At 70.8% G+C, this 26,322-nt stretch carries 22 protein-coding genes and 1 pseudogene; 16 read left to right on the plus strand and 7 right to left on the minus strand.

From position 1 onward, the window contains the following. The first annotated feature begins 29 nt into the window (after positions 1-29). Positions 30-1,130, plus strand: a complete 1,101-nt coding sequence (locus AB0412_RS03520) for an ionic transporter y4hA (RefSeq protein WP_366400764.1) — start codon at positions 30-32, stop codon at positions 1,128-1,130. Here the strand turns inward: AB0412_RS03520 and AB0412_RS03525 are convergent. Together AB0412_RS03525 and AB0412_RS03530 are read right to left on the minus strand one after the other, a co-directional pair. Then, entirely contained in the window at positions 1,120-2,397 is a 1,278-nt protein-coding gene (locus tag AB0412_RS03525) for an MFS transporter (RefSeq protein ID WP_366400765.1), read from the minus strand. The two genes, AB0412_RS03520 and AB0412_RS03525, sit on opposite strands and share 11 nt — an antisense overlap. Before the next feature lie 108 nt (positions 2,398-2,505). Beyond that, positions 2,506-3,552, minus strand: coding sequence for a S66 peptidase family protein (locus AB0412_RS03530; protein WP_366400766.1), 1,047 nt, complete (start codon positions 3,550-3,552; stop codon positions 2,506-2,508). 106 nt (positions 3,553-3,658) lie between these two features. On the opposite strand from AB0412_RS03530, the gene aroQ reads away from it, so the two are divergent. Beyond that, the gene (gene aroQ / locus AB0412_RS03535) at positions 3,659-4,132 is read left to right on the plus strand and encodes a type II 3-dehydroquinate dehydratase (RefSeq protein ID WP_366400767.1); all 474 of its coding nucleotides are present in this window, start codon (positions 3,659-3,661) and stop codon (positions 4,130-4,132) included. Between the two features lie 85 nt (positions 4,133-4,217). Here aroQ and AB0412_RS03540 read toward each other — a convergent pair whose 3' ends face one another. Together AB0412_RS03540 and AB0412_RS03545 are read right to left on the minus strand one after the other, a co-directional pair. Continuing rightward, a complete protein-coding gene (locus AB0412_RS03540) occupies positions 4,218-4,874 on the minus strand; it encodes an MBL fold metallo-hydrolase (RefSeq protein WP_366400768.1) in 657 nt (218 codons plus the stop codon). A 38-nt stretch (positions 4,875-4,912) separates the two neighbouring features. Then, entirely contained in the window at positions 4,913-5,602 is a 690-nt protein-coding gene (locus AB0412_RS03545) for a maleylpyruvate isomerase family mycothiol-dependent enzyme (RefSeq protein WP_366400769.1), read from the minus strand. A 223-nt stretch (positions 5,603-5,825) separates the two neighbouring features. On the opposite strand from AB0412_RS03545, the gene uvrA reads away from it, so the two are divergent. Beyond that, a complete protein-coding gene (uvrA, locus tag AB0412_RS03550) occupies positions 5,826-8,879 on the plus strand; it encodes an excinuclease ABC subunit UvrA (protein ID WP_366400770.1) in 3,054 nt (1,017 codons plus the stop codon). A 70-nt stretch (positions 8,880-8,949) separates the two neighbouring features. Here uvrA and AB0412_RS03555 read toward each other — a convergent pair whose 3' ends face one another. Continuing rightward, positions 8,950-9,858, minus strand: a complete 909-nt coding sequence (locus AB0412_RS03555; RefSeq protein WP_366400771.1) for a carbohydrate kinase — start codon at positions 9,856-9,858, stop codon at positions 8,950-8,952. Between the two features lie 133 nt (positions 9,859-9,991). On the opposite strand from AB0412_RS03555, the gene AB0412_RS03560 reads away from it, so the two are divergent. Further along, positions 9,992-10,411 (plus strand): Rieske (2Fe-2S) protein, encoded by a 420-nt coding sequence (locus AB0412_RS03560; RefSeq protein WP_366400772.1) that lies wholly within the window; start codon positions 9,992-9,994, stop codon positions 10,409-10,411. 102 nt (positions 10,412-10,513) lie between these two features. Here the strand turns inward: AB0412_RS03560 and AB0412_RS03565 are convergent, their stop codons facing one another. Together AB0412_RS03565 and AB0412_RS03570 are read right to left on the minus strand one after the other, a co-directional pair. After that, positions 10,514-11,461, minus strand: coding sequence for a hypothetical protein (locus AB0412_RS03565; protein WP_366400773.1), 948 nt, complete (start codon positions 11,459-11,461; stop codon positions 10,514-10,516). A 204-nt stretch (positions 11,462-11,665) separates the two neighbouring features. Then, positions 11,666-11,887, minus strand: coding sequence for a hypothetical protein (locus tag AB0412_RS03570; protein WP_366400774.1), 222 nt, complete (start codon positions 11,885-11,887; stop codon positions 11,666-11,668). A gap of 176 nt (positions 11,888-12,063) precedes the next feature. On the opposite strand from AB0412_RS03570, the gene uvrC reads away from it, so the two are divergent. The 12 genes and pseudogenes from uvrC to AB0412_RS03630 all read left to right on the plus strand — a co-directional run. Continuing rightward, entirely contained in the window at positions 12,064-14,151 is a 2,088-nt protein-coding gene (gene uvrC / locus AB0412_RS03575; RefSeq protein ID WP_366400775.1) for an excinuclease ABC subunit UvrC, read from the plus strand. Further along, positions 14,148-15,152, plus strand: a complete 1,005-nt coding sequence (gene rapZ / locus AB0412_RS03580) for an RNase adapter RapZ (protein WP_366400776.1) — start codon at positions 14,148-14,150, stop codon at positions 15,150-15,152. Before uvrC ends, rapZ begins: the two co-directional genes overlap by 4 nt. Beyond that, a complete protein-coding gene (yvcK, locus tag AB0412_RS03585) occupies positions 15,149-16,216 on the plus strand; it encodes a uridine diphosphate-N-acetylglucosamine-binding protein YvcK (RefSeq protein ID WP_366400777.1) in 1,068 nt (355 codons plus the stop codon). Before rapZ ends, yvcK begins: the two co-directional genes overlap by 4 nt. Then, entirely contained in the window at positions 16,207-17,196 is a 990-nt protein-coding gene (gene whiA / locus AB0412_RS03590) for a DNA-binding protein WhiA (RefSeq protein WP_361499187.1), read from the plus strand. Before yvcK ends, whiA begins: the two co-directional genes overlap by 10 nt. Positions 17,197-17,342: 146 nt before the next feature. Next, positions 17,343-20,297 carry a M14 family zinc carboxypeptidase gene (locus AB0412_RS03595; RefSeq protein WP_366400778.1) on the plus strand — a complete coding sequence of 985 codons (2,955 nt, stop codon included), beginning with the start codon at positions 17,343-17,345 and terminating at the stop codon, positions 20,295-20,297. Between the two features lie 252 nt (positions 20,298-20,549). Continuing rightward, complete coding sequence (gene gap, locus AB0412_RS03600; protein WP_366400779.1) at positions 20,550-21,557, plus strand: type I glyceraldehyde-3-phosphate dehydrogenase; 1,008 nt, start codon at positions 20,550-20,552, stop codon at positions 21,555-21,557. A 149-nt stretch (positions 21,558-21,706) separates the two neighbouring features. Beyond that, positions 21,707-22,918 carry a phosphoglycerate kinase gene (locus tag AB0412_RS03605; RefSeq protein WP_366400780.1) on the plus strand — a complete coding sequence of 404 codons (1,212 nt, stop codon included), beginning with the start codon at positions 21,707-21,709 and terminating at the stop codon, positions 22,916-22,918. Positions 22,919-22,924: 6 nt separating this feature from the next. Continuing rightward, on the plus strand, positions 22,925-23,701 hold the full coding sequence (tpiA, locus tag AB0412_RS03610) for a triose-phosphate isomerase (protein ID WP_366400781.1): 777 nt from the start codon (positions 22,925-22,927) through the stop codon (positions 23,699-23,701). Between the two features lie 95 nt (positions 23,702-23,796). Beyond that, the gene (secG, locus tag AB0412_RS03615) at positions 23,797-24,033 is read left to right on the plus strand and encodes a preprotein translocase subunit SecG (RefSeq protein WP_366400782.1); all 237 of its coding nucleotides are present in this window, start codon (positions 23,797-23,799) and stop codon (positions 24,031-24,033) included. A gap of 233 nt (positions 24,034-24,266) precedes the next feature. Continuing rightward, a complete protein-coding gene (locus AB0412_RS03620; protein ID WP_119105043.1) occupies positions 24,267-24,602 on the plus strand; it encodes an RNA polymerase-binding protein RbpA in 336 nt (111 codons plus the stop codon). 135 nt (positions 24,603-24,737) lie between these two features. Then, positions 24,738-26,006 (plus strand): MFS transporter, encoded by a 1,269-nt coding sequence (locus AB0412_RS03625; protein WP_366400783.1) that lies wholly within the window; start codon positions 24,738-24,740, stop codon positions 26,004-26,006. A 70-nt stretch (positions 26,007-26,076) separates the two neighbouring features. Continuing rightward, positions 26,077-26,322 (plus strand): annotated as a pseudogene (locus tag AB0412_RS03630) (glucose-6-phosphate isomerase); the annotation flags it as partial.

Consider the following 26,322-nt stretch of genomic DNA (forward strand, 5'->3'; position numbering starts at 1 on the left):
GGCCTGTTCGCGTCTGGGACGATCGCTGCATGATCGACCGGCTCAGGCCGCTCATGGCACAGTGGACGACCCTGGCGCCGCTGCTCGCTGCCGTACTGCTGATCCTGACCTGGGGTCGCGATCTGCCCGGCGGGGTCGTCGCGGTGGTGACGCTGGTCCTCGCCGGAGCGGTGCTCGCGGCCGTGCACCACGCCGAGGTGGTGGCTCACCGGGTCGGTGAACCCTTCGGCTCGCTGGTCCTCGCGGTCGCTGTCACCATCATCGAGGTGGCGCTGATCGTCACGCTGATGGCCGACGGCGGCGACAAGAGCGCCACGCTCGCCCGGGACACGGTGTTCGCCGCCGTGATGATCACCTGCAACGGCGTGGTCGGGCTGAGCCTGCTGTCCGCGTCCCTGCGGCACGGCACCGCCATCTTCAACCCGGAGGGCACGGGCGCCGCACTCGCCACGGTCGCGACCCTGGCCACTCTGAGCCTGGTGCTGCCGACGTTCACCACGAGCAAACCGGGCCCGGAGTTCTCCTCCGTGCAGCTCACCTTCGCCGCGGTCTCCTCGCTGATCCTCTACGGCCTGTTCGTCGCGACCCAGACCGTGCGGCACCGCGACTACTTCCTGCCGATCACCCGGCAGGGCGAGGTGATCACCGCCGAGGAGCACGCCCGAGCCCCGTCCGCCCGCACGGCGCTGATCAGTCTGGGACTGCTGGGCGTCGCCCTGATCGGTGTGGTCGGTCTCGCCAAGGGGGTCTCGCCCACGATCGAGTCGGGGGTGGACGCGGCCGGGCTGCCGCATGCCGTCGTAGGCGTGATCATCGCGCTGCTCGTCCTGCTCCCCGAGACCATCGCAGCACTGCGCTCCGCACGCCGCGACCGGGTGCAGACCAGCCTCAACCTCGCCCTCGGCTCGGCGATGGCCAGCATCGGACTGACCATCCCCGCGGTCGCCCTCGCCTCGCTCTGGCTCTCCGGCCCCCTCGTCCTCGGCCTCGGCAACACCCATCTGGTGCTGCTCGCCCTGACCGTGGTGGTCAGCGGACTGACCATCGTCCCGGGCCGGGCCACCCCGCTCCAGGGCGGAGTGCACCTGGTGCTGTTCGCGGCCTACCTGGAACTGGCGATCAACCCGTAGCCGAGACCGGCCCCGCCGCCCCCGCCGGCACCGGGCGCGTCTCCGGCAGCAGCGCGAAGCACCCCAGGCTCAGCAGCGCGATCGCCGTCAGATACGCCCCCACTCCCCACGGCACCCGCCCGCCCTGCTCGGCCAGCGCCGTCGCGGCGAGCGGAGTCAGGGCGCCGCCGATGACGCCGCCCAGGTTGTAGCCGACGGCCGCGCCCGTGCAGCGGATCCGGGGCTCGTACAACTCCGGCAGATACGCGGCGATCACCGCGAACATCGTGATGAACGCCAGCATCGCCCCGAGGAAACCGGCGAACATCGGCAGCGCGGCCCCGGTGGCGAGCAGGGCGACCATCGGGAACATCCACAGCGCCGCCGCCGCGCATCCGGCCAGACACAACGGCCGTCTGCCGTAGCGGTCACCGAGCAGCGCCATCACCGGGGTGAGCGCGCCCTTCACCGCCACCGCCGCCATGACGCAGGTCAGCGCCACGGAGCGGTCCACCCCGAGCCGGTCCGTGGCGTACGCGAGCGACCACGTCGACACGGAGTAGAAGATCGCGTACCCGACCGCGAGCGCCCCGCCCGTCAGCAGCACCAGTCGCCAGTGATCGCGGACCACCTCCGCGAACGGCACGCGTGCGTGGTCGTCGATCTCCAGGAAACGGGGGCTCTCCGCCAGCGACGAGCGCAGCCACAGCCCCACCAGCGCCAGTACCCCCGCCGCCCAGAACGGCACCCGCCACCCCCACTGGGTGAACTGCGCCTCGGACAGCCCGGCCGACAACCCCAGCACCACACCGTTGGCCAGCAGAAACCCCAGCGAGGGCCCGACCTGGGGAAAGCTCGACCACAGCGCGCGCCGCTCGGGCGGAGCGTGCTCCGCGGTCAGCAGCACCGCCCCGCCCCACTCACCGCCGAGTCCCAGCCCCTGCAGAAACCGCAGCACGAGGAGCAGCAGCGGAGCGAGCACACCGATCGCGTCGTACGTAGGCACACACCCGACGGCGACCGTGGCGCCGCCGGTCAGCAGCAGGGAGGCCATCAGGACCGGCCGCCGTCCGTGCCGGTCCCCGATGTGCCCGAACAGCACGGATCCCAGCGGCCGCGCGACGAAGCCCACGCCGAACGTCCCGAACGCGGCCAGCGCCCCCGCCAGCGGCGAGAAGGTCGGGAAGAACAGCGGCCCCAGGACCAGCGCGGCGGCCGTGCCGTAGACGAAGAAGTCGTAGAACTCGACGGCCGTACCGACGAGCGAGGCGGCGGCGAGCCGTGGCATGGACGGAGCCGTCGCCCGGGACGGGGATTTCACGGAGGGTAGATCGCGCACATCGGCTCAACTACCCACAGTGACCATGCGTTACGGGGGCGCACGGTGGTGCGCGGATCAGTACGTGACCGTGATGCGCCGGGCCGGTCCGTCGACGCGAGCGAGGCCGCCGTAGGGGATCACCAACTGAGGGTCGGTGTGGCCCAGGTCGACGTCGAAGACGACGAGCGTGTCCGGGGCGTAGGCGCGCATCGCGCGGAGCACGGCCTCCCGCTGCTCGGCGGCGTAGGCCGCACCCTCCTCGGGGGTGTTGGGCCGGTCGAAGAACCAGGTCTTGGGCCGCCCCATCAGCAGCGCCGAGAAGCGTCCGAGCAGCCCGCGCTCACCCATGTTGCGCAGGGTCCAGAACACCTCCCTGGCGCTCGGCATGTCCTCGGAGGTCTCCAGGAACAGCACCCCGCCGTCGTACTCCGACAGGTCGGACGCGACTCCGCGGCCGGCCATCAGCAGCCAGCCCACGATCTCCAGACAGCCGCCCCAGGTGCGGCCCTCGACGACTCGGTCGGCGTTCACCCAGGTCCAGCCGGTTCCGGGCCGGGTCTCGGGCTCCCGCGCGAACGTCGCCGGATCCGCCCAGTCTCCGTCGACATCACGCCACCGAACCGCAGGCCGCAGCTCGTACTCGCCCGAGGTGAACAGTGCCGCCCGCAGGGAGTCGGCGGTCTGCGGGTGCATGGCTCCCGGGCGGCCCAGCTCCACCATCACGCTCGCGCCGTGATAGCCGACGATCCCGCTCTCCCGCAGAAACGCCAGCAGGTTGGTGTTGTCGCTCATCCCGAAGAACGGCTTCGGATGCGCGCGGATCACCTCCCGGTCCAGCAGCGGCACCACCGTGATCTGGTCGTCGCCGCCGATGGACGCGATCACGGCCTTGATGTCCGGGTCGGCGAAGGCGGCGTGGATGTCGTCGGCCCGCTGCCGCGGCGTCGAGCCCATGGTCCGGGTGGCCGGATACTCGACCGGTTCGAGCCCGAACTCCTTGCGCAGCCGTTCCAGCCCGAGCTCGTAGGGCAGCGGAAAGAGGCCGGGCAGACCGGACGAGGGGGAGATCACGGCGATGCGGTCGCCCGGTGCGGGCTTCGGCGGATACGAGATCATCGTCATGCCGGGAGGCTAGGGGCCGACACCCGGTCGCCGCACCGTGATAAACCGTGAGCAGCAGTGGTCCCGCGACCGCACCCCGCCCCGAACGGACCGGAGGAACCGCACCGTGCCCCGCACCCTGGCCGACGCCCCGATCATGATTCTCAACGGCCCCAATCTGAACCTTCTCGGCCAGCGGCAGCCCGAGATCTACGGGTCCGACACGCTCGCCGACGTCGAGGCGATGTGCGTCAAGGCGGCGGCAGCGCACGGGGGCACGGTGGATCTTCGGCAGTCCAACCACGAGGGGCAGCTGGTGGACTGGATCCACGAGGCGCGGCTGAACCACTGCGGCATCGTGATCAATCCTGGCGCCTACTCGCACACGTCCGTGGCGATCCTGGACGCCCTGAACACCTGTGACGGGCTGCCCGTGTTGGAGGTCCACATCTCCAACATCCACAAGCGTGAGGAGTTCCGGCACCACTCGTACGTCTCGCTGCGCGCCGACGGCGTGATCGCGGGATGCGGGGTCCAGGGGTACGTCTTCGCGGTGGAGCGGATCGCGGCGCTGGCCGGCGCGGGACAGGCCCAGGCGTAAGCCCCGCCCTCCGAGGCCGTACGACCTTTACCGGTAAGCCCCGCCCCCAAGGGGCACGGTCCTTACCGGTCACGGCCCCGGTCGGTCACCAGCCCCGCGCGTGCCACTCCGGCAGATGCGGTCGTTCCGCGCCCAGCGAGGTGTCGTCGCCGTGCCCCGGGTAGACCCAGGTCTCGTCGGGAAGGACGTCGAAGATCTTGGTCTCGACGTCGTGGATCAGGCTGGCGAACGCCTTCGGGTCCTTGTGGGTGTTACCCACACCGCCCGGGAAGAGACAGTCCCCGGTGAACACATGGGGATGCCCGTGAGGGTCGTCGTAGACGAGGACGATCGAGCCGGGGGTGTGGCCGACCAGGTGCCGCGCGGTGAGTTCGACCTGCCCCACGCGGATGGTGTCGCCGTCGTCCACCAGGACGTCGGTCGGCACCGGAATACCCTCGGCGTCCTCCCGGCCCGCGTAGGTGCGGGCGCCCGTGGCCGCCACGACCTCGGCGAGCGCCTGCCAGTGGTCACCGTGCCGGTGGGTGGTGACGACGGACGCGATGCCGTCGTCACCGATCGTGCCCAACAGGGTGTCCGCGTCGTTGGCCGCGTCGATCAGCAACTGCTCGTCGGTGGCCCGGCAACGCAGCAGATAGGCGTTGTTGTTCATGGGACCGACCGCGACCTTGGTGATCATCAGGTCCTTGAGTTCGTGCACGTCGGCTGGGCCGCCGACCGTCACCCGACCGCTGTACGTCATGGCCGTCAGCCTATAGCGGCGACGACGGCCGTGGTCGGCTACAGCGGTGGCAGTGCCGGAAGCGTGCCGCCCTTCACCCGCAGCCCCGTGCCGTCACGGCGGCCGGCGAGCCAGCCCAGCAGGTCGGCGGCCGGGCCCTCGACCAGCACCGGGCCGCCCTCCGCTCCGCCCCCGGTGGTCCAGGAGCGGCCGTCCTCGGCGACGAGGTTCGTCGCGGGCACGTCCTGATGCCCCGAGAACCGCCGCGCCAGGAAGTCGATCTCCCGCTCGGTGAACTCCGCCGGCAGGTCCTCCAGCTCGTAGCCGATGCCGAGGTCCACGTGGTGCAGCTCCACCTCCACCCAGCGCCGGAACGGCACCCGGGCCGCGCGGTCCGTGATCCCGTTGCGCAGCTCGACCGTGCGCGACCAGTCCTGCGGTGCCCTGCTTGCCTCCTGGAAACGTGCCGCGCTGTCGCGCACGTCGGCGAGCTGCACGTCGAGCGGACGCGGAGCCCCGGCCTCGATGTCGGCGTCCCGGGCTTCGCCGGAGACGTACATGGGCCGCCCCTCAAGGACGTTCACCAAGGCGTCCGCGTTGCGGGCGAGGTGGGCCAGAACATGGCCGCGGGTCCAGCCGGGCAGCCGTGACGACTGGGTCACAGCCGCGTTGTCCAGGGTGCCGACGGCGGTGAGCAGCCGTTCGGTAGCGGCTTGTACAGACGCCAGGTCATGAGCGTGATCAATCATGGTGCTGACCCTAGTCGGGCCACACCTTCGGGTGAAGGTGGTGAAGCAGTGCCGTAAATCGAATGCACGTGCTATATGGTCGTGGGTGGCGTCGGGCATGCTGGAGAGCCGGGGTTTGTTGTCAACCCGTGAATCCGACCGGCGTTGTCAGTGGCTCCCCCTAGTCTGAGAAAGCACGGGGGCCCCGCCCCTGTCACTTCTCTCAAGAAAGGTGCGGACCGGCGTGGCCGACCGTCTCATCGTCCGTGGAGCGCGCGAGCACAACCTGAAGAACGTCTCGCTCGACCTCCCGCGCGACTCGCTCATCGTCTTCACGGGCCTGTCGGGGTCGGGCAAGTCCTCGCTGGCCTTCGACACGATCTTCGCCGAGGGGCAGCGGCGCTACGTGGAGTCGCTCTCCTCGTACGCCCGGCAGTTCCTCGGTCAGATGGACAAGCCGGACGTCGACTTCATCGAGGGCCTGTCCCCGGCGGTCTCCATCGACCAGAAGTCGACCTCCCGCAACCCGCGCTCCACGGTCGGCACCATCACCGAGGTCTACGACTATCTGCGCCTGCTCTTCGCGCGCATCGGCAAGCCGCACTGCCCCGAGTGCGGCCGGCCGATCTCGCGCCAGTCGCCGCAGGCCATCGTCGACAAGGTCCTGGAGCTGCCGGAGGGGAGCCGCTTCCAGGTGCTGTCGCCGCTGGTGCGCGAGCGCAAGGGCGAGTTCGTCGACCTCTTCTCCGACCTCCAGACCAAGGGCTACTCCCGCGCGCGTGTGGACGGCGAGACTGTCCAGCTGTCCAACCCGCCCACGCTGAAGAAGCAGGAGAAGCACACCATCGAGGTGGTCGTCGACCGTCTCACGGTGAAGGACTCCGCCAAGCGCCGCCTCACCGACTCCGTGGAGACCGCCCTCGGCCTGTCCGGCGGCATGGTCGTGCTCGACTTCGTCGACCTCCCCGAGGACGACCCCGAGCGCGAGCGCATGTACTCCGAGCACCTGTACTGCCCGTACGACGACCTGTCGTTCGAGGAGCTCGAGCCGCGCTCCTTCTCCTTCAACTCGCCCTTCGGCGCCTGCCCCGAGTGCACCGGCATCGGCACGCGCATGGAGGTCGACCCGGAGCTGATCGTCCCCGACGAGGAGAAGTCCCTCGACGACGGCGCCATCCACCCCTGGTCGCACGGCCACACCAAGGACTACTTCGCCCGCCTGATCGGCGCCCTCGCCGACGCGCTCGGCTTCCGCACCGACATCCCCTTCGCGGGTCTGCCGCAGCGCGCCAAGAAGGCACTGCTGTACGGCCACAAGACCCAGATCGAGGTCCGCTACCGCAACCGCTACGGCCGCGAGCGCCGCTACACCACCGCCTTCGAGGGCGCCGTGCCCTTCGTCAAGCGCCGCCACAGCGAGGCCGAGAGCGACGCCAGCCGTGAGCGCTTCGAGGGCTATATGCGCGAGGTCCCCTGTCCGGCCTGTCAGGGCACGCGCCTCAAGCCGGTCGTCCTCGCCGTCACGGTCATGGGGAAGTCCATCGCCGAGGTCTCCGCGATGTCCATCAGCGACTGCGCGGACTTCCTGGGCGAGCTCAAGCTCACCGCCCGCGACAAGAAGATCGCCGAGCGGGTGCTGAAGGAGGTCAACGAGCGGCTGCGCTTCCTGGTCGACGTCGGCCTGGACTACCTCTCGCTCAACCGCGCCGCGGGCACCCTCTCCGGCGGTGAGGCCCAGCGCATCCGCCTGGCCACCCAGATCGGCTCCGGCCTCGTGGGCGTGCTCTACGTCCTCGACGAGCCGTCCATCGGCCTGCACCAGCGCGACAACCACCGGCTGATCGAGACCCTCGTCCGGCTGCGCGACATGGGCAACACCCTCATCGTCGTCGAGCACGACGAGGACACCATCAAGACCGCCGACTGGATCGTCGACATCGGCCCCGGCGCCGGTGAGCACGGCGGCAAGGTCGTGCACAGCGGCTCCCTGAAGGAACTGCTCGCCAACGCAGAGTCGCAGACCGGTCAGTACCTGGCCGGCAAGAAGGCCATCCCGCTGCCCGACATCCGCCGCCCGATCGACCCGACCCGGCAGCTCACGGTGCACGGCGCCCGCGAGAACAACCTCAAGGACATCGACGTCTCGTTCCCGCTGGGCGTGTTCACCGCCGTCACCGGCGTCTCCGGTTCCGGCAAGTCGACCCTGGTCAACGACATCCTGTACACCCACCTGGCCCGAGAGCTCAACGGCGCCCGTGCCGTCCCCGGCCGGCACACGCGCGTGGACGGCGACGACCTCGTCGACAAGGTCGTCCACGTCGACCAGTCGCCGATCGGCCGCACTCCACGCTCCAACCCGGCCACGTACACCGGTGTCTTCGACCACGTGCGCAAGCTGTTCGCCGAGACCACCGAGGCGAAGGTGCGGGGCTACATGCCCGGCCGCTTCTCCTTCAACGTCAAGGGCGGCCGCTGCGAGAACTGCGCGGGCGACGGCACCATCAAGATCGAGATGAACTTCCTCCCGGACGTCTACGTCCCGTGCGAGGTGTGCCACGGCGCCCGCTACAACCGGGAGACCCTGGAGGTCCACTACAAGGGCAAGTCCATCGCGGACGTGCTCAACATGCCGATCGAAGAGGCCATGCACTTCTTCGAGGCGGTCCCGGCGATCTCCCGCCACCTGAAGACGCTCAACGACGTCGGGCTCGGCTACGTCCGGCTCGGCCAGTCCGCGACCACCCTGTCCGGCGGTGAGGCGCAGCGCGTGAAGCTCGCCAGCGAGCTCCAGAAGCGCTCCACCGGTCGCACGGTCTACGTCCTGGACGAGCCGACCACGGGCCTGCACTTCGAGGACATCAGCAAGCTGCTGAAGGTCCTGTCCGGCCTGGTCGACAAGGGCAACACGGTCATCGTCATCGAGCACAACCTCGATGTGATCAAGACCGCCGACTGGGTCGTCGACATGGGCCCCGAGGGCGGCGCCGGCGGCGGTGTCGTCGTCGCCGAGGGCACGCCCGAGCAGGTCGCCGCGGTCCCGGCCAGCCACACCGGCAAGTTCCTGCGGGAGATCCTCGGCGCCGACCGGATCAGCGACGCGACCCAGGTGCGGGCCCCGCGCAAGGCGGCGGCGAAGAAGACCGTCGCGGCGAAGGCCACCACGCGGAAGACCGCCACCAAGACGGTCGACAGCACGGCGAGGACCGGCCGGACCACCAAGGCCACGGCCAGGACGACCAAGACGGCCAAGACCACCAAGGCCGCCGCGAAGAACACCACCCGCGCGACCAAGGCCTGACCGGCCCCGGCACCAGACGCACGCTGCGCCCCACGGAACACGACGTCCGTGGGGCGAGGTGTGTGCCCGGTCAGCCGTCCATCTCGTGCGCGTACGGCGGTTCCGCCCCCGCTCGTGAGCAGGTGATCGCCGCCGCGCGGGCGGCGAAGCCGAGCAGGCCGGCCCAGCCGTCGGCACCGAGAGCGGCCAGCTTCTCCGCGCTGAGCGCGTCGCGGACCGCCAGACCGTGCAGCAGCGCCGCGTTCACCGTGTCGCCCGCGCCGATGGTGTCCACCACCGTGACCCGCTCACCGGACACGGAGTACTCGCCGCCGTCGGACGTGAACGCGGTCAGCCCCTCGCCGCCGCGCGTGATCACGACCGCCGCCGGACCGGCCGCCAGCCACTCCCGGGGATCCCCGCCGAGCCACTCGGCGTCCTCCTCGGACAGCTTCACCAGCGACACCGACGGCAGCCAGCCGCGGAACCGGGCCCGGTACGCGTCCGGATCGGCGATCAGCCCCGGCCGGATGTTGGGGTCCAGCGCCGTGAACACGCCCCGCGCGGACGCCCCGTGCAGCAGCTCCTCGTAGGCGCTCGCCCCCGGCTCCAGCACCAGGGAGCAGGTGCCGAAGGACACCGCGCGGGTGCCGGCCGGCAGCGCGTCGGGCACCGTGAACAGCCGGTCCGCCGTGCCCTCGACGTAGAAGGAGTACGCGGCCGAACCGTCCGCGCCGACCGTGGCGACGGCCAGCGTCGTCGGCTCGTCACCGCGCTGCACCGCCGACACGTCCACGCCGGTCGCGCGCAGCCGGCCCAGCAGGGCCTCACCGAAGGCGTCCCGGGAGACACGGGAGCAGAAGGCGGTGGGGGTGCCCAGGCGTCCCAGCGCCACCGCCGTGTTGAAGGGCCCGCCGCCGAGCGCCGGTGTGAGCGCCGCCAGCGCCCCCGTCCCCTGCGGGACCAGATCGATCAGGGCCTCACCGGCTACGACGATCACGAGGAGTTCCTTTCTCGGGCGCACGAGAGGGCGCTCCAGAATAAGCAGGCGCCCGGGCGCCCCCACCTGCCCGCACAGCCCCTGATCACGCCCGGTATCGTCCCGATGTCCCACCCTCGACCTTGGAGCACCCATGCCCGGCCGACCCACCGCGAGCCGCCGTACCGTCCTGCGAGGCGTCGCCCTCACCCCCGTGGCCGGACTGGGCCTCACCGCCTGCGCGGGTGCCGAGGACAAGCCCGAGCAGCCGACCGGACCGGTGGAGCTCGGCGCCGAGAGCGAGGTCGCCCGGGGCAGCGCCACGCTGTACCGGGATCACAACGTGGTGGTCAGCCGGGGCGAGGACGGCTCCCTCGCGGCGTACAGCACGATCTGCACGCACGCGCGGTGCGCCATCAACAAGCTGGAGGGGACGAAGCTGATCTGCCCCTGTCACGGCAGCGAGTTCGACGCCACCACCGGCAAGGTGCTGCGCGAGCCGGCCGTGGCGCCGCTGACGAAGCTCACCGTCGAGGTCGAGAACGGCACGATCGTCGCCAAGCCCGACGCCTGAGCACGTCACGAAGTCCGAGGCCCGGCCGCCCCGATGCCCGTGGCCTGCCTCACGGCTGCCCGTGACGTGACCGCCCCCGGAACCCGAGCGCTCCCGCCGCGCTCACTCCCAGTCCCAGGCGATCCCCACGTACCCCGACCGCATGCGCGGCTCGACGAGGTGCACGGAGCAGTGCCGCCCGCTGAGCGCGAGTTCCTGGCGGCCCGCGCGGGGAGCAGCCGCGGAGTGCTGGGTGAACCGGTGGCAGCGCACCGGGAGCGCCCCGGCGTCGAAGGACACCTGGAGGGCGTACTGGCCGCCGGGGGAGTCCGTCCCGCGCACGTACTCGTGCGAGGCCCCGGCCGTGCCGTCCTCGACGGCGTAGCGGAAGAGGAAGGTGTCACCGGCCCGCAGCCGTGTGTCGAAGAGCAGCTCGGCGGCGAGCACACCGGTCTCCTGGTGCCGGCGCACCTGTCCGACCAGGCAGTTCTCCAGGGCGTGCACGGTCATCCGCTCCGGCGCGGAGCCCGGGTCGCCGTGATGGACGGCCACGAAACGGTCGACGCCGTCGCGGTGGGCGCGCACGATGTGGTGCGACTCGCGGTCCGCCAGCTCGCGGCGCGCCCCGATCCGGACCCGTTCGTGCTGCCCCAGGGTGTGCAGCCCGCTGTCCCGCGGGGCGCCGAGCTCGTCCAGGAGCCGGTCGACGACTCCCGTCGCCTCGACGAGCGACCGGTAGGACCGGCCCGCGGAGCGCCGGCCGGCCGGGTCCTCGCCGGACTCGGCGAGCAGCCGGATCAGTGACTCCTCGGGCAAATGGAGAATCTCCTCCAGCGCCCGCACCGCACGCAGCGACTCCGGGCGCTGAGGGCGCCGGGCCCCCTGCTGCCAGTAGCTCAGGCTCGTGACGCCGACCTTCACGCCGTGGCGCGAGAGATGGTGCTGCACACGCTGCAGGGGCAGCCCGCGTGCGGCGATCGCGGCCCGCAGGGCGACATGGAAGGGGCCGCCGCGCAGGGCCGAGTCCAGTTCCACGGTGGCGACGTCCGCGTGCGATGTGGCGTGCGGCATGCAGGGGCCTTTCTGTGAATGTCCACAACGGCTGGTCAGACCGTTCGCGCGGGGCACCCCGGGCCGTCCCCGTCGGCGCGCGGCGGAGTCTTCACATCCGTACGCGGCCGTTCAGGTCCCCGAGTTCCCCCGCATTGAAGCGTGTTGACCTGGCCCCGACAACACCCTGATGCCCGACAAGGGCGCACACCGGCCCCGGAAGAGCTACGAGCCGCCGTTCCCGGCGTGGTCCCGCGGGCGCAGGCCCAGCCGCTTGGCGCGCAGGATGTCGGGATCGCGCGGGTCGAGAGACGCGCGCAACGCGGACGTCCCCGGTGCGTACCGGCGGGCGGAGGGGTCCTCCGGAGACCCGTGCGCGGCCGCCTCCTCGGCGTCCCGTCGGGCCCTGGCCGGCTGCCGTGGTTTCTCGATCCGCGTCCGTCGCATCCGACCCGTCCTCCGCCTCGTGACCGCCCGCCACTCGCGCCGAGGGCGGACCCCCCACCTTCCCGCCGGCAGCCGCTCATAACCTCCGAGGCCCCGGCCAGGACCCCGCGGACCCCGTGAGGACGGCTGTCCACAGCCCCGCCGGAGTGTCGGTCCCCGCCAGTAGGGTGTGAGTCATGGCCGACCCCTCCAGCTACCGCCCCAAACCGGGCGAGATCCCCGACTCGCCGGGGGTCTACCGGTTCCGTGACGAGCACCGCCGGGTGATCTACGTCGGAAAGGCGAAGAGCCTGCGCCAGCGCCTGGCGAACTACTTTCAGGACCTCGCCGGGCTGCACCCCCGCACCCGCTCCATGGTCACGACGGCCGCGTCCGTGGAGTGGACGGTGGTGTCCACGGAGGTCGAGGCGCTCCAGCTGGAGTACTCCTGGATCAAGGAGTACGACCCCCGGTTCAACGTCAAGTACCGCGACGACAAGAGCTACCCGTACCTCGCGGTGACGATGAACGAGGAGTTCCCGCGCGTGCAGGTGATGCGCGGTCACAAGAAGAAGGGCGTGCGGTACTTCGGGCCGTACGCGCACGCGTGGGCGATTCGCGACACCGTGGATCTGCTGCTGCGCGTCTTCCCGGTGCGCACCTGCTCGGCCGGCGTGTTCAAGAACGCCGCGCGCACCGGCCGCCCCTGCCTGCTCGGCTACATCGGCAAGTGCTCGGCGCCCTGCGTGGACCGGATCTCCGCCGAGGAGCACCGCGAACTGGCCGAGGAGTTCTGCGACTTCATGACCGGCCGCACGGGCACGTACATCCGCCGGCTGGAGAAGCGGATGACCGAGGCGGCCGAGGAGATGGAGTACGAGCGGGCCGCCCGCCTGCGCGACGACATCGAGGCCCTGAGGAAGGCCATGGAGAAGAACGCGGTCGTGCTCGCCGACGCGACCGACGCCGACCTGATCGCGGTCGCCGAGGACGAGCTGGAGGCGGCCGTCCAGATCTTCCACGTGCGCGGCGGACGCGTGCGCGGCCAGCGCGGCTGGGTCACCGACAAGGTGGAGGAGATCACCACCGGCGCCCTGGTCGAGCACGCCCTGCAGCAGCTCTACGGCGAGGAGACCGGCGACGCCGTCCCCCGGGAGGTCCTGGTCCCCGCCCTGCCCGACCCGGTGGAGCCGGTCCAGCAGTGGCTCACCGAGCGGCGCGGCTCGGGCGTCTCCCTGCGTGTGCCGCAGCGCGGTGACAAGAAGGCGCTGATGGAGACCGTGCAGCGCAACGCGCAGCAGGCGCTGGTGCTGCACAAGACCAAGCGCGCCTCCGACCTGACCACGCGCTCGCGCGCGCTGGAGGAGATCGCCGACGCCCTCGACCTGGACAGCGCCCCCCTGCGGATCGAGTGCTACGACATCTCGCACCTCCAGGGCGACGACGTGGTGGCCTCCATGGTGGTCTTCGAGGACGGGCTGGCCCGGAAGAGCGAATACCGCCGATTCCAGATCAAGGGCTTCGCGGGGCAGGACGACGTCCGTTTCATGCACGAGGTGATCACCCGCCGTTTCCGGCGCTATCTGGCCGAGAAGGAGCGGACGGGGGAGTGGACCGACGGCCAGGACGACGCCGAGGGCACGGCCCCCGACGGCCTCACCGAACCGCCCGCGAGCACCCTCACCGAGGACGACGGCCGCCCCAAGCGGTTCGCCTACCCGCCCCAGCTCGTCGTCGTCGACGGCGGCGCCCCGCAGGTCGCGGCGGCCCAGCGGGCGCTGGACGAGCTGGGCATCGACGACATCGCCGTGTGCGGTCTCGCCAAGCGTCTGGAGGAGGTGTGGCTGCCGGGCGACGACGACCCGGTGGTGCTGCCACGCACCAGCGAGGGCCTGTATCTGCTCCAGCGCGTCCGTGACGAGGCCCACCGTTTCGCCATCACCTACCAGCGCACGAAGCGGGCCAAGCGCTTCCGCTCCAGTCCGCTGGACGACGTGCCCGGCCTCGGCGACACCCGGAAGCAGGCGCTGATCAAGCACTTCGGTTCGGTGAAGCGGCTGCGATCGGCGACAATCGATCAGATCTGTGAGGTTCCGGGCATAGGCCGTAAGACGGCTGAGACGATCGTCGTGGCCCTCGCCCGGGCGGCACCCGCCGCGCCCGCCGTGAACACGGCCACGGGCGAGATCATGGATGACATGGAAGAACCCGATCAGGCCACGGGTTCTCCCGGGGAGCCCGTGTCCGCGGGAGCCCCGGACGAACGACGGGGGCAGGAGAGATGACCGAGCACGAGACAGGGCCCGCGACGGACCGAGAACGGGCGCAGCCAGAACCCCGCGCGGACGACACCCGCCGGGGCGCACGCCACGACGACGGAGCACAGGTGAACACGGGCAAGGAGAAGGCCGGGCCGGCCGAGGCGGCCATCCCCGAGCTGGTGATCATCTCCGGCATGTCCGGGGCCGGCCGCTCGACGGCCGCGAAGTGTCTGGAGGACCTCGGCTGGTTCGTCGTCGACAACCTGCCGCCCGCGCTGATCCCCACGATGGTGGAGCTCGGCGCCCGCTCCCAGGGCAACGTGGCGCGGATCGCCGTCGTCGTCGACGTCCGCGGCCGGCGCTTCTTCGACAACCTCCGCGAGTCCCTCGCCGACCTCGACGCGCGCGGTGTCACCCGGCGGATCGTCTTCCTGGAGTCCTCCGACGACGCCCTGGTGCGCCGCTTCGAGTCGGTGCGCCGGCCGCACCCCCTCCAGGGCGACGGCCGCATCGTCGACGGCATCGCCGCCGAGCGGGAACTGCTGCGCGAGCTGCGCGGCGACGCCGACCTGGTGATCGACACCTCCAGCCTCAACGTGCACGAGCTGCGCGCCAAGATGGACGCCCAGTTCGCCGGCGAGGAGGAGCCCGAGCTGCGGGCCACCGTCATGTCCTTCGGCTTCAAGTACGGCCTCCCGGTCGACGCCGACCTGGTGGTGGACATGCGGTTCCTGCCCAACCCGCACTGGGTCCCGGAACTGCGCCCGTACACCGGCCGCAACGAGGAGGTGGCGTCGTACGTCTTCAACCAGCCCGGCGCCAAGGAGTTCCTCGACCGGTACGCCGAGCTGCTCCGGCTCGTTGCCGCGGGCTACCGTCGTGAGGGCAAGCGCTATGTGACCATCGCCGTCGGCTGCACCGGCGGCAAGCACCGGTCGGTCGCCATGTCGGAGAAACTCGCCGCGCGGCTCGCCGCCGAGGGCGTGGAGACGGTGGTCGTCCACCGGGACATGGGACGGGAATGACACGACGTACTCCCCGGTTGAGCCGGCTGCGCCGGGCGGTCCCCGAGGGGCGTGCCGGCCGGCCGGTCGAGGCCCGCGGTGCCAGACCGCGCCGCAGGGGCACCCAGCCGAAGGTGGTGGCCCTCGGCGGCGGCATGGGCCTGTCCGCCTCGCTCGCCGCGCTGCGCCGGATCACCGGCGACCTCACCGCCGTCGTCACCGTCGCCGACGACGGCGGCTCCAGCGGGCGTCTGCGCGACGAACTGGGCGTCCTGCCGCCCGGCGACCTGCGCAAGGCGCTGGCCGCGCTGTGCGGCGACGACGAGTGGGGCCAGACCTGGGCCCGGGTCATCCAGCACCGCTTCCAGTCCCAGGGCGAGCTGCACGAGCACGCGGTCGGCAATCTGCTGATCGTCGCCCTGTGGGAGCAGCTCGGCGATCACGTCAAGGCCCTGGACCTGGTGGGCCGGCTGCTCGGCGCGCACGGGCGCGTGCTGCCCATGTCCGCGGTGCCGCTGGAGCTCCAGGCCCTGGTCAAGGGGCACGACCCCGGGCGCCCGGACGAGGTGGACACCGTGCGCGGGCAGGCCACGGTCGCCCTCACCCCCGGCGAGGTGCAGTCCGTGCACCTCGTGCCGAACGACCCGCCGGCCGTCCCCGAGGCGGTCGAGGCGGTGCTCGACGCCGACTGGGTGGTCCTCGGCCCCGGCTCCTGGTTCTCCTCGGTCATCCCGCACCTGCTGGTGCCCGAGCTGCGGGACGCCCTCATCGAGACCAAGGCCCGCCGGGTACTCTCCCTGAACCTCGCCCCGCAGCCCGGAGAAACCGAGGGCTTCTCCCCGCAGCGTCATTTGGAGGTTTTGGGACGACACGCCCCTAAACTCGCCCTGGACGTGGTGCTGGCCGACGAGGCCGCCGTGCCCGACCGCGACTCGCTCACCGATGCCGCCAAGCGGTTCGGCGCCGCGGTCGAGCTGGCGCCGGTGGCCCGGCCCGACGGAAGCCCCCGGCACGACCCGGAGCTGCTGGCCGCCGCGTACGACCGTATTTTTCGGATGCATGGAAGGATCGGCCCATGGCGATGACGGCAGCGGTGAAGGACGAGATCTCCCGGCTCCCCGTCACCCGGACCTGCTGCAGAAAGGCGGAGGTCTCCGCCATTCTGCGGTTCGCCGGCGGCCTCCACCTGGTGAGCGGTCGGATCGTGATCGAGGCGGAGCTGGACACCGCGATGGCGGCCCGCCGCCTCAAGCGGGACATCCTGGAGATCTTCGGCCACAGCTCCGAACTGATCGTGATGGCCCCCGGCGGACTGCGCCGCGGCTCGCGCTACGTCGTCCGCGTGGTCGCCGGCGGGGACCAGCTGGCCCGGCAGACCGGCCTGGTGGACGGCAGGGGCCGCCCGATCCGCGGCCTGCCCCCACAGGTGGTCTCCGGGGCCACCTGTGACGCCGAGGCCGCCTGGCGCGGGGCCTTCCTGGCACACGGCTCGCTCACGGAGCCGGGCCGCTCCTCCTCCCTGGAGGTGACCTGCCCCGGACCGGAGGCGGCGCTCGCCCTGGTCGGCGCCGCCCGCCGGCTGTCCATCGCCGCCAAGGCCCGGGAGGTGCGCGGAGTGGACCGGGTGGTCGTCCGTGACGGTGACGCCATCGGCGCGCTGCTGACCCGGCTCGGCGCGCACGAGTCGGTGCTGGCCTGGGAGGAGCGCCGGATGCGCCGCGAGGTGCGCGCCACCGCGAACCGCCTCGCCAACTTCGACGACGCCAACCTGCGCCGCTCCGCCCGCGCGGCCGTCGCCGCCGGCGCCCGCGTCCAGCGCGCGCTGGAGATCCTCGGTGACGACGTGCCCGAGCACCTCGCCGCGGCCGGCCGGCTGCGCATGGAGCACAAGCAGGCCTCCCTCGAGGAACTGGGCGCGCTCGCCGACCCGCCCCTGACCAAGGACGCCGTCGCCGGACGCATCCGCCGTCTGCTCGCCATGGCCGACAAGCGCGCCGCCGACCTCGGCGTCCCGGGCACGGAGGCCAACCTCTCCGAGGAACTGGCCGACAACCTCGCGGGCTGAGACGCGATCAACCAGCCGGTGCCGACGCCCACTTGGGTGAACGGCACCGGCTTTCGCGTGTCATGGAGGCCCTCTTGACTCGATCTTCGAGTGTCATGAGCCTGGCATCCGTTCGCTGCTGTGGCGGACCCACCCTAGGGGGGTTCATGAGACGAAGAGCGAGATCGATCCTCGCTGTCGGCGCGCTCCTCCTCGGCGGAGCGGGCCTCGCGCCCGTCGCCCAGGCACAACCGGCGGGCCCACCGGCCGCCGAGGACGACGAGGTCAAGGTCTTCCGGGCCGTCGTCACCAGCAAGCAGGTACCCCTGCTGCTGGCCGCCGGCCAGGACGGCCACGAACTCGGTGAGCAGGTCCCCGACAAGGGCACCGCCACCGTCGAGGTCTACCTCACCACCGGACAGGCCGACAAACTCGAGAAACAGGGCGTCGAGCTCACCGAACACACGCTCTCCGCCCGTGCGGAGAACCGCGTCCAGGACGCCGCCGAGGGCGTGTTCCGCCCGTACAGCGGCAAGGGCGGCCTCAGGGAGGAGATCCTCCGCACCGCCCAGGAACACCCCGACCTCACCAAGGTCGTCTCCATCGGCAAGACGATCAAGGGCCAGGACATCCTCGCCCTGAAGCTCACCAAGAAGGCCAGGAAGACCAAGGACGGCGCCAAGCCCTCCGTCCTCTACCTGTCCAACCAGCACGCACGCGAGTGGATCACCCCGGAGATGACCCGGCGGCTGATGCACCACTACCTGGACAAGTACCGGACGGACAAGCGCGTCAAGAAGATCGTCGACTCCACCGAGTTGTGGTTCGTCCTGTCGGCCAACCCCGACGGCTACGACTACACCTTCGCGAGCGACGACAACCGCCTGTGGCGCAAGAACCTCCGCGACGTCAACGGCGACGGCACCATCAGCACCGGCGACGGCGTCGACCTCAACCGCAACTTCCCCTACAAGTGGGGCTACGACGACGAGGGTTCGTCACCCAACCCCACCAGCCAGACCTACCGCGGCGCGAGCCCCGGCTCCGAGCCCGAGACCAAGGCGATCGACGCCTTCCAGAAGCGCATCGGCTTCACCTACGGCATCAACTACCACTCCGCCGCCGAACTCCTCCTCTACGGCGTCGGCTGGCAGGTCGCCACCCCGACGCCGGACGACGTCATGTACAAGGCGCTCGCCGGTACGCCCGGCAACTCGGCGATCCCCGGCTATCACCCGCAGCTCTCCTCGGAGCTGTACACCACCAACGGCGAGGCCGACGGGCACGCGGCCAACGTCAACGGCATGGCGATGTTCACCCCGGAGATGTCGACCTGTCAGACCGCCTCGGAGGTCGACCCCGACGACGCATGGAAGCCCGGCGACTGCCGCTCGATCTTCACCTTCCCGGACGACGAGAAGCTGATCCAGCAGGAGTTCGTCAAGAACATCCCGTTCGCCCTCTCCGTGGCCGAGAGCGCCGCACACCCCGACCGGCCGTCCTCCGCGGTCGGTCTGAAGGCCGCCGACTTCACCCCGGCCGCCTTCGACACGTCGTACGCACGCGGCGCCGACCAGGAGGTCTCCGTCGTCGTCCGCAAGGCCGTGCGCGACAAGGAGCTCAAGTACCGGATCGACGGCGGCCGTACGCGGGACGCGGACCTCAGGGCCTTCAAGGGCGGCGAGCGGTTCGGCGGCGAGGACAACCTGTACTTCGACGAGTACCGCGCAAAGGTGAAGGGCGCCGGTCCCGGTGACCGGGTGGAGGTGTGGTTCACCGGCGAGACCGAGGGCGGCAGGGACATCGCCGGCGAGCACTTCACCTACACGGTGGCCGAACGTCCCCGCGCGGACGTCCTCGTGGTCGCCGAGGAGGGCGCGAAGGCCACCCAGGCCCAGAAGTACGTCGACGCGCTCAAGGCGAACGGCGAGCGGGCGGCCGTCTGGGACGTCGCCGAGAAGGGCGCGCCCGACGCGCTCGGCGTGCTCGGCCACTTCGACACCGTGGTCCACTACACCGGCGCGGCCACCCCGGGTATCGCGACCCAGCTCCAGCTGCGGGCCTTCCTCAACGAGGGCGGCCGGCTGATCGAGGCGGGCGAGCAGGCGGGCGGCTCCGTCGACCTCGGCGGCGGCACCCTGTCCGACGACTTCAGCCAGTACTACCTGGGCGCCTACACCCGCAGCTCCACCTCCGGGGCCACCGGATTCACCGGTTCCGGAAGGCTGAGCGGCTTCACCGGTCCGCTCGGCGAAGCACCGGGCAACCCGCTGGACAAGGCCGGCACCTACGGCGTCACCTCCGACGAGCTGCCCGCCGACACCTACCCGCAGTTCGCGAGCGCGGGCGCGGGCGGGTACCCCGGGACGGTCAATCCGTACGGCCCGTACGCGGGCTCCTACATGGCCGCCGCCGTCCACACCGACGACGGCTACAAGCGCCTCACCAGGACCGTCGACCTCACCGGCATCAGCGCGGCCGACAAGCCCACCCTGCGCACCCAGCTGCTGTGGGACACCGAGCCGGGCTACGACAACGTCATCGTCGAGGCGCACACCACCGGCGCCGACGACTGGACGACCCTGCCCGAGGCGGGCGGCGCGACCCGCACCACCGTGCCGGCCGAGTGCGAGGGCGGGTTCTACGTCGGGGAGCACCCCTGGCTGGAGCACTACCTGACCGTGGCCGACGGCGGCTGCACCGCGACCGGGACCACCGGTTCCTGGAACAGCCTCACCGGCTCCTCCGGCGGCTGGCAGCAGGCGGACTTCGACCTGAGCGCCTACGCCGGGAAGACGGTCGAGGTGTCGATCAGCTACGTCACCGACCCGGGCAGCGGCGGCCACGGCGTCCTCGCCGACGACGCCTCCCTGGTCGTGGGCGGCACGGCGCGGGAGACCGAGGGCTTCGAGACCTCTCTCGGCGCCTGGAAGGTCTCCGGGCCGCCCGCGGGCAGCCCCGCCGTGCTGAAGGACTGGACGCGCACCGGAGCGCTGTTCCGGACCTACGCGGCGGTCACCACGGACGACACCGTGCTGCTGGGCTTCGGCCTGGAGCACCTGACCTCGGCCTCCGACCGGGCGGCCCTGGTACGCGAGGCACTCGCCGCGCTCGACACATGAGCGACCCCGGCGACAGATGAACAGCGCGATCCGCAACCCCCCATATCCGGCCATTTCGAGTGACCGGGAGTGACGAGAACCACGCGGACCTGGGCGATCCGTACCCTACTGACGGGTACGGATCGCCCTGCCGGGTATGGGGCAACTCGATGTCACGACCAGGGCCCCGGAGAGGTAGGGTCGGGGGTGGTCGGGGACATCCCAAAACAGCTCGCCGGCACTGAGCCGGCGTACCAACGAGGAGATCGGTTCGTGACGATCCGCGTAGGCATCAACGGGTTTGGCCGCATCGGTCGCAACTACTTCCGCGCACTTCTGGAACAGGGCGCCGACATCGAGATCGTGGCTGTCAACGACCTGGGTGACACCGCGACCACCGCACACCTGCTGAAGTACGACACCATCCTGGGCCGCCTCAAGCAGGAGGTCTCCCACACCGCCGACACGATCACCGTCGACGGCAAGACGATCAAGGTGCTCTCCGAGCGCAACCCCGCCGACATCCCGTGGGGCGAGCTGGGCGTCGACATCGTCATCGAGTCGACCGGCATCTTCACCAAGAAGGAAGACGCCGAGAAGCACATCGCCGGTGGCGCCAAGAAGGTCATCATCTCCGCTCCGGCGAAGAACGAGGACGTCACCATCGTCATGGGCGTCAACCAGGACACCTACGACCCGGCGAACCACCACGTCATCTCCAACGCGTCCTGCACCACCAACTGCGTGGCGCCGATGGCGAAGGTCCTCGACGAGAACTTCGGCATCGTCAAGGGTCTGATGACGACGGTGCACGCGTACACCAACGACCAGCGCATCCTGGACTTCCCGCACAAGGACCTGCGTCGCGCGCGTGCCGCCGCCGAGAACATCATCCCGACCACCACGGGTGCCGCGAAGGCGACCGCCCTGGTGCTGCCGCAGCTCAAGGGCAAGCTGGACGGCATGGCCATGCGCGTCCCGGTCCCGACCGGCTCGGTCACCGACCTGGTCGTCGAGCTCGGCCGCGAGGTCACCAAGGAAGAGGTCAACGCCGCCTTCCAGAAGGCCGCCGAGGGCGAGCTGAAGGGCTACCTCGAGTACACCGAGGACCCGATCGTCTCCTCCGACATCGTCAACGCCCCGGCGTCCTGCACCTTCGACTCCTCCCTGACCATGGTCCAGGAGGGCAAGAACGTGAAGGTCATCGGCTGGTACGACAATGAGTGGGGTTACTCCAACCGCCTCGTGGACCTCACGGTCTTCGTCGGCAACCAGCTCTGATCGCACAGCGGGCAGCCTGATATGAGTTGCAGGGCTCGGTCGGCGCACCAACGCGCCGTCCGGGCCCTGACGCACGTATCGGAGCAGTCGCCCTCTTTCGATCACGAGCGATCACGAGCGAACACGAGCTCTAGCCAGGGAGCCCTCTCATGAAGACGATCGACGAACTCCTCTCCGAAGGGGTCGCGGGCAAGCGGGTCTTCGTCCGCGCCGACCTCAACGTGCCGCTGGACGGCACCACCATCACCGACGACGGCCGTATCCGTGCGGTGCTGCCCACCGTCAAGGCCCTCGCCGAGGCGGGCGCCCGCGTAGTGGTCGCCTCGCACCTGGGTCGCCCCAAGGGCGCCCCGGACCCCGCCTTCTCCCTCGCCCCGGCCGCCGCGCGCCTCGGTGAACTCCTCGGCGCCGACGTGGCGTTCGCGACGGACACCGTCGGCGAGTCCGCCGGCTCCACCGTCGCCGGCCTCACCGACGGGCAGGTCGCCGTCATCGAGAACCTGCGCTTCAACGCCGGCGAGACCAGCAAGGACGACGCCGAGCGCGCCGCCTTCGCCGACCAGCTGGCCGCCCTCGCCGACGTGTACGTGGGTGACGGCTTCGGCGCGGTGCACCGCAAGCACGCCTCGGTCTTCGACCTGCCGAAGAGGCTCCCGCACTACGCCGGCCACCTCATCGCCACCGAGGTCGGCGTCCTGAAGAAGCTCACCGAGGACGTCAAGCGGCCCTACGTCGTCGCCCTCGGCGGCGCCAAGGTCTCCGACAAGCTCGCCGTCATCGACCAGCTGCTCGGCAAGGCCGACCGCCTCCTCATCGGCGGCGGCATGGCGTACACCTTCCTCAAGGCCAAGGGCTACGAGGTCGGCAAGTCGCTGCTCCAGGAGGACCAGGTCCCGGTCGTCACCGAGTACATGGAGCGCGCCGAGAAGCAGGGCGTCGAGCTGGTCCTGCCGGTCGACGCACTGGTCGCGTCCGACTTCCCGGATCTGAAGACCAAGGCGCCGGCCAACCCCACCGCCGTCGCCGCGGACGCCATCCCGGCCGACCAGGAGGGCCTGGACATCGGTCCGGAGACCCGCAAGCTCTACGCCTCGAAGCTCGCCGACGCGGCCACCGTCTTCTGGAACGGCCCCATGGGCGTCTTCGAGCACCCCGACTACGCCGAGGGCACCAAGGCGGTCGCCCAGGCCCTCCTCGACTCCCCGGGCTTCACCGTGGTCGGCGGCGGCGACTCCGCCGCGGCCGTCCGTACCCTGGGCTTCGACGAGCAGGCATTCGGCCACATCTCGACCGGAGGCGGCGCCTCCCTCGAATACCTCGAGGGCAAGACGCTCCCCGGCCTCGCCGCACTGGAGGACTGACCCTTTATGAGCACGCGCACGCCGCTGATGGCGGGCAACTGGAAGATGAACCTCAACCACCTCGAGGCCATCGCGCACGTCCAGAAGCTCGCCTTCGCCCTGGCCGACAAGGACTACGAGGCCGTCGAGGTCGCCGTCCTGCCGCCCTTCACCGACCTGCGCTCGGTCCAGACCCTCGTCGACGGCGACAAGCTGAAGATCAAGTACGGCGCCCAGGACGTCTCCGCCCACGACGGCGGCGCCTACACCGGCGAGATCTCCGGCCCCATGCTGGCCAAGCTGAAGTGCACCTACGTCGCGATCGGCCACTCCGAGCGCCGGCAGTACCACGGCGAGACCGACGAGCTGGTCAACGCCAAGGTCAAGGCCGCCTTCAAGCATGGCATCACTCCGATCCTGTGCGTCGGCGAGGAGCTGGAGGTCCGCGAGGCGGGCAACCACGTCTCCCACACGCTCGCCCAGGTCGAGGGCGGCCTCAAGGACGTTCCCGCCGAGCAGGCCGAGACCATCGTGATCGCCTACGAGCCCGTCTGGGCCATCGGCACCGGCAAGGTCTGCGGCGCCGAGGACGCCCAGGAGGTCTGCGCCGCCGTCCGCGGCAAGATCGCCGAACTGTACAGCCAGGAGCTGGCCGACAAGGTCCGCATCCAGTACGGGGGCTCCGTCAAGGCCGGCAACGTCGCCGAGATCATGGCGCAGGCCGACATCGACGGCGCCCTGGTCGGCGGCGCCTCGCTGGACGCCGACGAGTTCGTCAAGATCGTCCGCTTCCGCGACCAGTGAGTATGCGGTAGCGGGGATCCGTCGTACCCTTGCGGGGTCCAGCAGAACATGCTGGGCCCCGTCGTCCATCCGAATCCGAGGAAGTTGGTCCAGCCGTGGTTTTGGGGTTCTCGATCGCCCTGATCGTCTTCAGCCTGCTGCTGATGCTGCTGGTGCTGATGCACAAGGGGAAGGGCGGCGGCCTCTCCGACATGTTCGGTGGTGGCATGCAGTCCTCCGTCGGCGGCTCCTCGGTCGCCGAGCGCAACCTCGACCGGATCACCGTCGTGGTCGGTCTGCTGTGGTTCGCGTGCATCGTGGCGCTCGGCATCATGATGAAGATGAACAACTGAGCCGAGGCGCATTCCGCACGCTTTTGCGTGCGTATCCCCTCCGCATTCCGTACGTAAGGCCCCATGTTCGGTACGCGCAGCAATGCGCGGCCTATCATGGGGCTTGCGTCTGGTGCGGGGCCTTTGTAACTCCAATCACTGGACGCGCGTTGGGCCTTACGTAGACTGAGGCGCTCGCAGCGAAGCGGAACGCCGACTCGCTTCGCGGCACCATCACGCAGGGAGTTACGACCGTGGCAAGTGGCAACGCGATCCGGGGAAGCCGGGTCGGGGCGGGGCCGATGGGCGAGGCCGAGCGCGGCGAGTCCGCGCCGCGGCTGCGCGTCTCCTTCTGGTGCTCCAACGGGCACGAGACACAGCCGAGCTTCGCAAGCGACGCGCAGGTGCCCGAAACCTGGGACTGCCCCCGCTGTGGCTTTCCGGCCGGGCAGGACCGCGACAATCCGCCGGACCCCCCGCGCACCGAGCCCTACAAGACGCACCTCGCGTATGTGCGGGAGCGGCGCAGCGACGCGGACGGCGAGGCGATCCTCGCCGAGGCGCTCGCCAAACTGCGGGGCGAGATCTAGCCTTTGACGACCGACCGGGCGGATGAGAAACGCCTGGTCGCAGTCGTTCTCCCGGCCGACGGCCCGGCCGCTCGCCCATCGATTGTCAGTGGTGCCCTCTACGGTTTGTGAATCGGCGAACCGCGAGGGGGAATTGTGGCGACGGTCGAGGACGCGGACACCCGTGCGCCCACGTGGCGCGGGGGATTCGGGCGGTTGTGGAGCGCCGCCGTGCTGTCCAGCTTCGGCGACGCGCTGCGCACCGCCGCGCTGCCCCTGCTCGCCGTGACCCTGACCGACGACCCACTCCTCATCGCCTCCGTCACCGCCTGCGGCTACCTTCCCTGGATCGTCTTCGGTCTGCTCGGGGGAGCCGTCGCCGACCGGGTGGACCAGCGGCGGGCCATGTGGGCGGTGGACGTCCTGCGGGGGCTGCTGGTCGCGGCCTTCGCCGTGGCCGTGGCGTACGGTCACGCCTCCATCGGGCTGCTGATCGCCCTGGCGTTCACCCTGACCACCCTGCAGACCCTCTTCGACAACGCCGCCACGGCCCTGCTGCCCTCCCTGGTGCCCCAGGGCGCCCTCGGCAGCGCGAACGCCCGCCTGATGACCGGCCAGCGCCTCGCCGGCGGACTGCTCGGCGGGCCCGCCGTCCCGCTGCTGCTGACCGCCGGAGCCGCCGCGCCGTTCGCGGTCGACGCCGCCACCTACCTGCTGGCCGCCGCCCTGGTCGCCTCCCTGTCCACCCCCGCGCCTCGACGGACCCCGAGACCCGCCGGCAGCACCCTGCGCCGGGAGATCGCCGAAGGGCTGCACACCCTGGTCCGGGACCGGGCGCTGCGCGGCCTGTGCACCGCCACCGCCCTGTGCAACATCGGCATGGGTGCCCTCATCGCCACCCTCGTCCTGCTGGTGACCGACTGGCTCCACGCGGGGAACGCGGGCTACGCGGTGGCCCTCACCGCATACACGGCCGGCAGCCTCGCCGGGGGAGTGGCCAACCGGCGGCTCGTCACCCTTCTCGGGCGGACGCGGGCGGTGCTCCTCGCCGGGGGCGTGCAGACGGCCGCGCTCGTCACCATGGGGTCCGTGCGCAGCCTGGGCGTGCTGATCGCCGCTCTGACCGTCTTCGGGTTCATGGGCATGCTCTGGAACGTCAACACCACCACGCTCCTGCAGGAACGCAGCCCCGCCGGCCTGCTCGGCCGGGTGAGCTCCGCGCACCGCACGCTCGCGGTCGCCGGGGCGCCCCTGGGCGCGCTGCTCGGCGGTGCCGCCGCAGCGGCCCTGGGGCCGAACACCCCGGCACTGCTCGCGGCCGGCTTCTTCGTGCTGTCCGTCGCCGCGCTGATACCCGTGCGCCGGCCGGACGTACCTGTTGTTGCGCCGGACGACGACGGCGCGACAGCTCACGTCCACCGCTGATCAATTAGGTTGGGACCGGCAGCGGGGCAAGGTACGCAGCACACAGCGAGGAAGAAGGCTGAAGTCCGAGATGAACGCAGACGGCCGTACCAGGCTCAACCAGACGCCCGAGTGGAGCGCCCTGGCCAAGCACCGTGAGGAGCTCGGCGAGGTGCGGCTGCGCGAGCTGTTCGCCGCCGACCCCGGCCGCGGCACCTCGTACGCGCTCCGTGTGGGCGACTTGTACATCGACTACTCGAAGCATCTGGTGACCGACGAGACGCTGGCGTTGCTGCGGGAGCTGGCGGTGGCGACGGATGTGTTCGGGTTGCGGGAC

Origin of the sequence: Streptomyces sp. NPDC052012, assembly GCF_040689265.1 — a bacterium.
Taxonomy (GTDB): Bacteria; Actinomycetota; Actinomycetes; order Streptomycetales; family Streptomycetaceae; genus Streptomyces.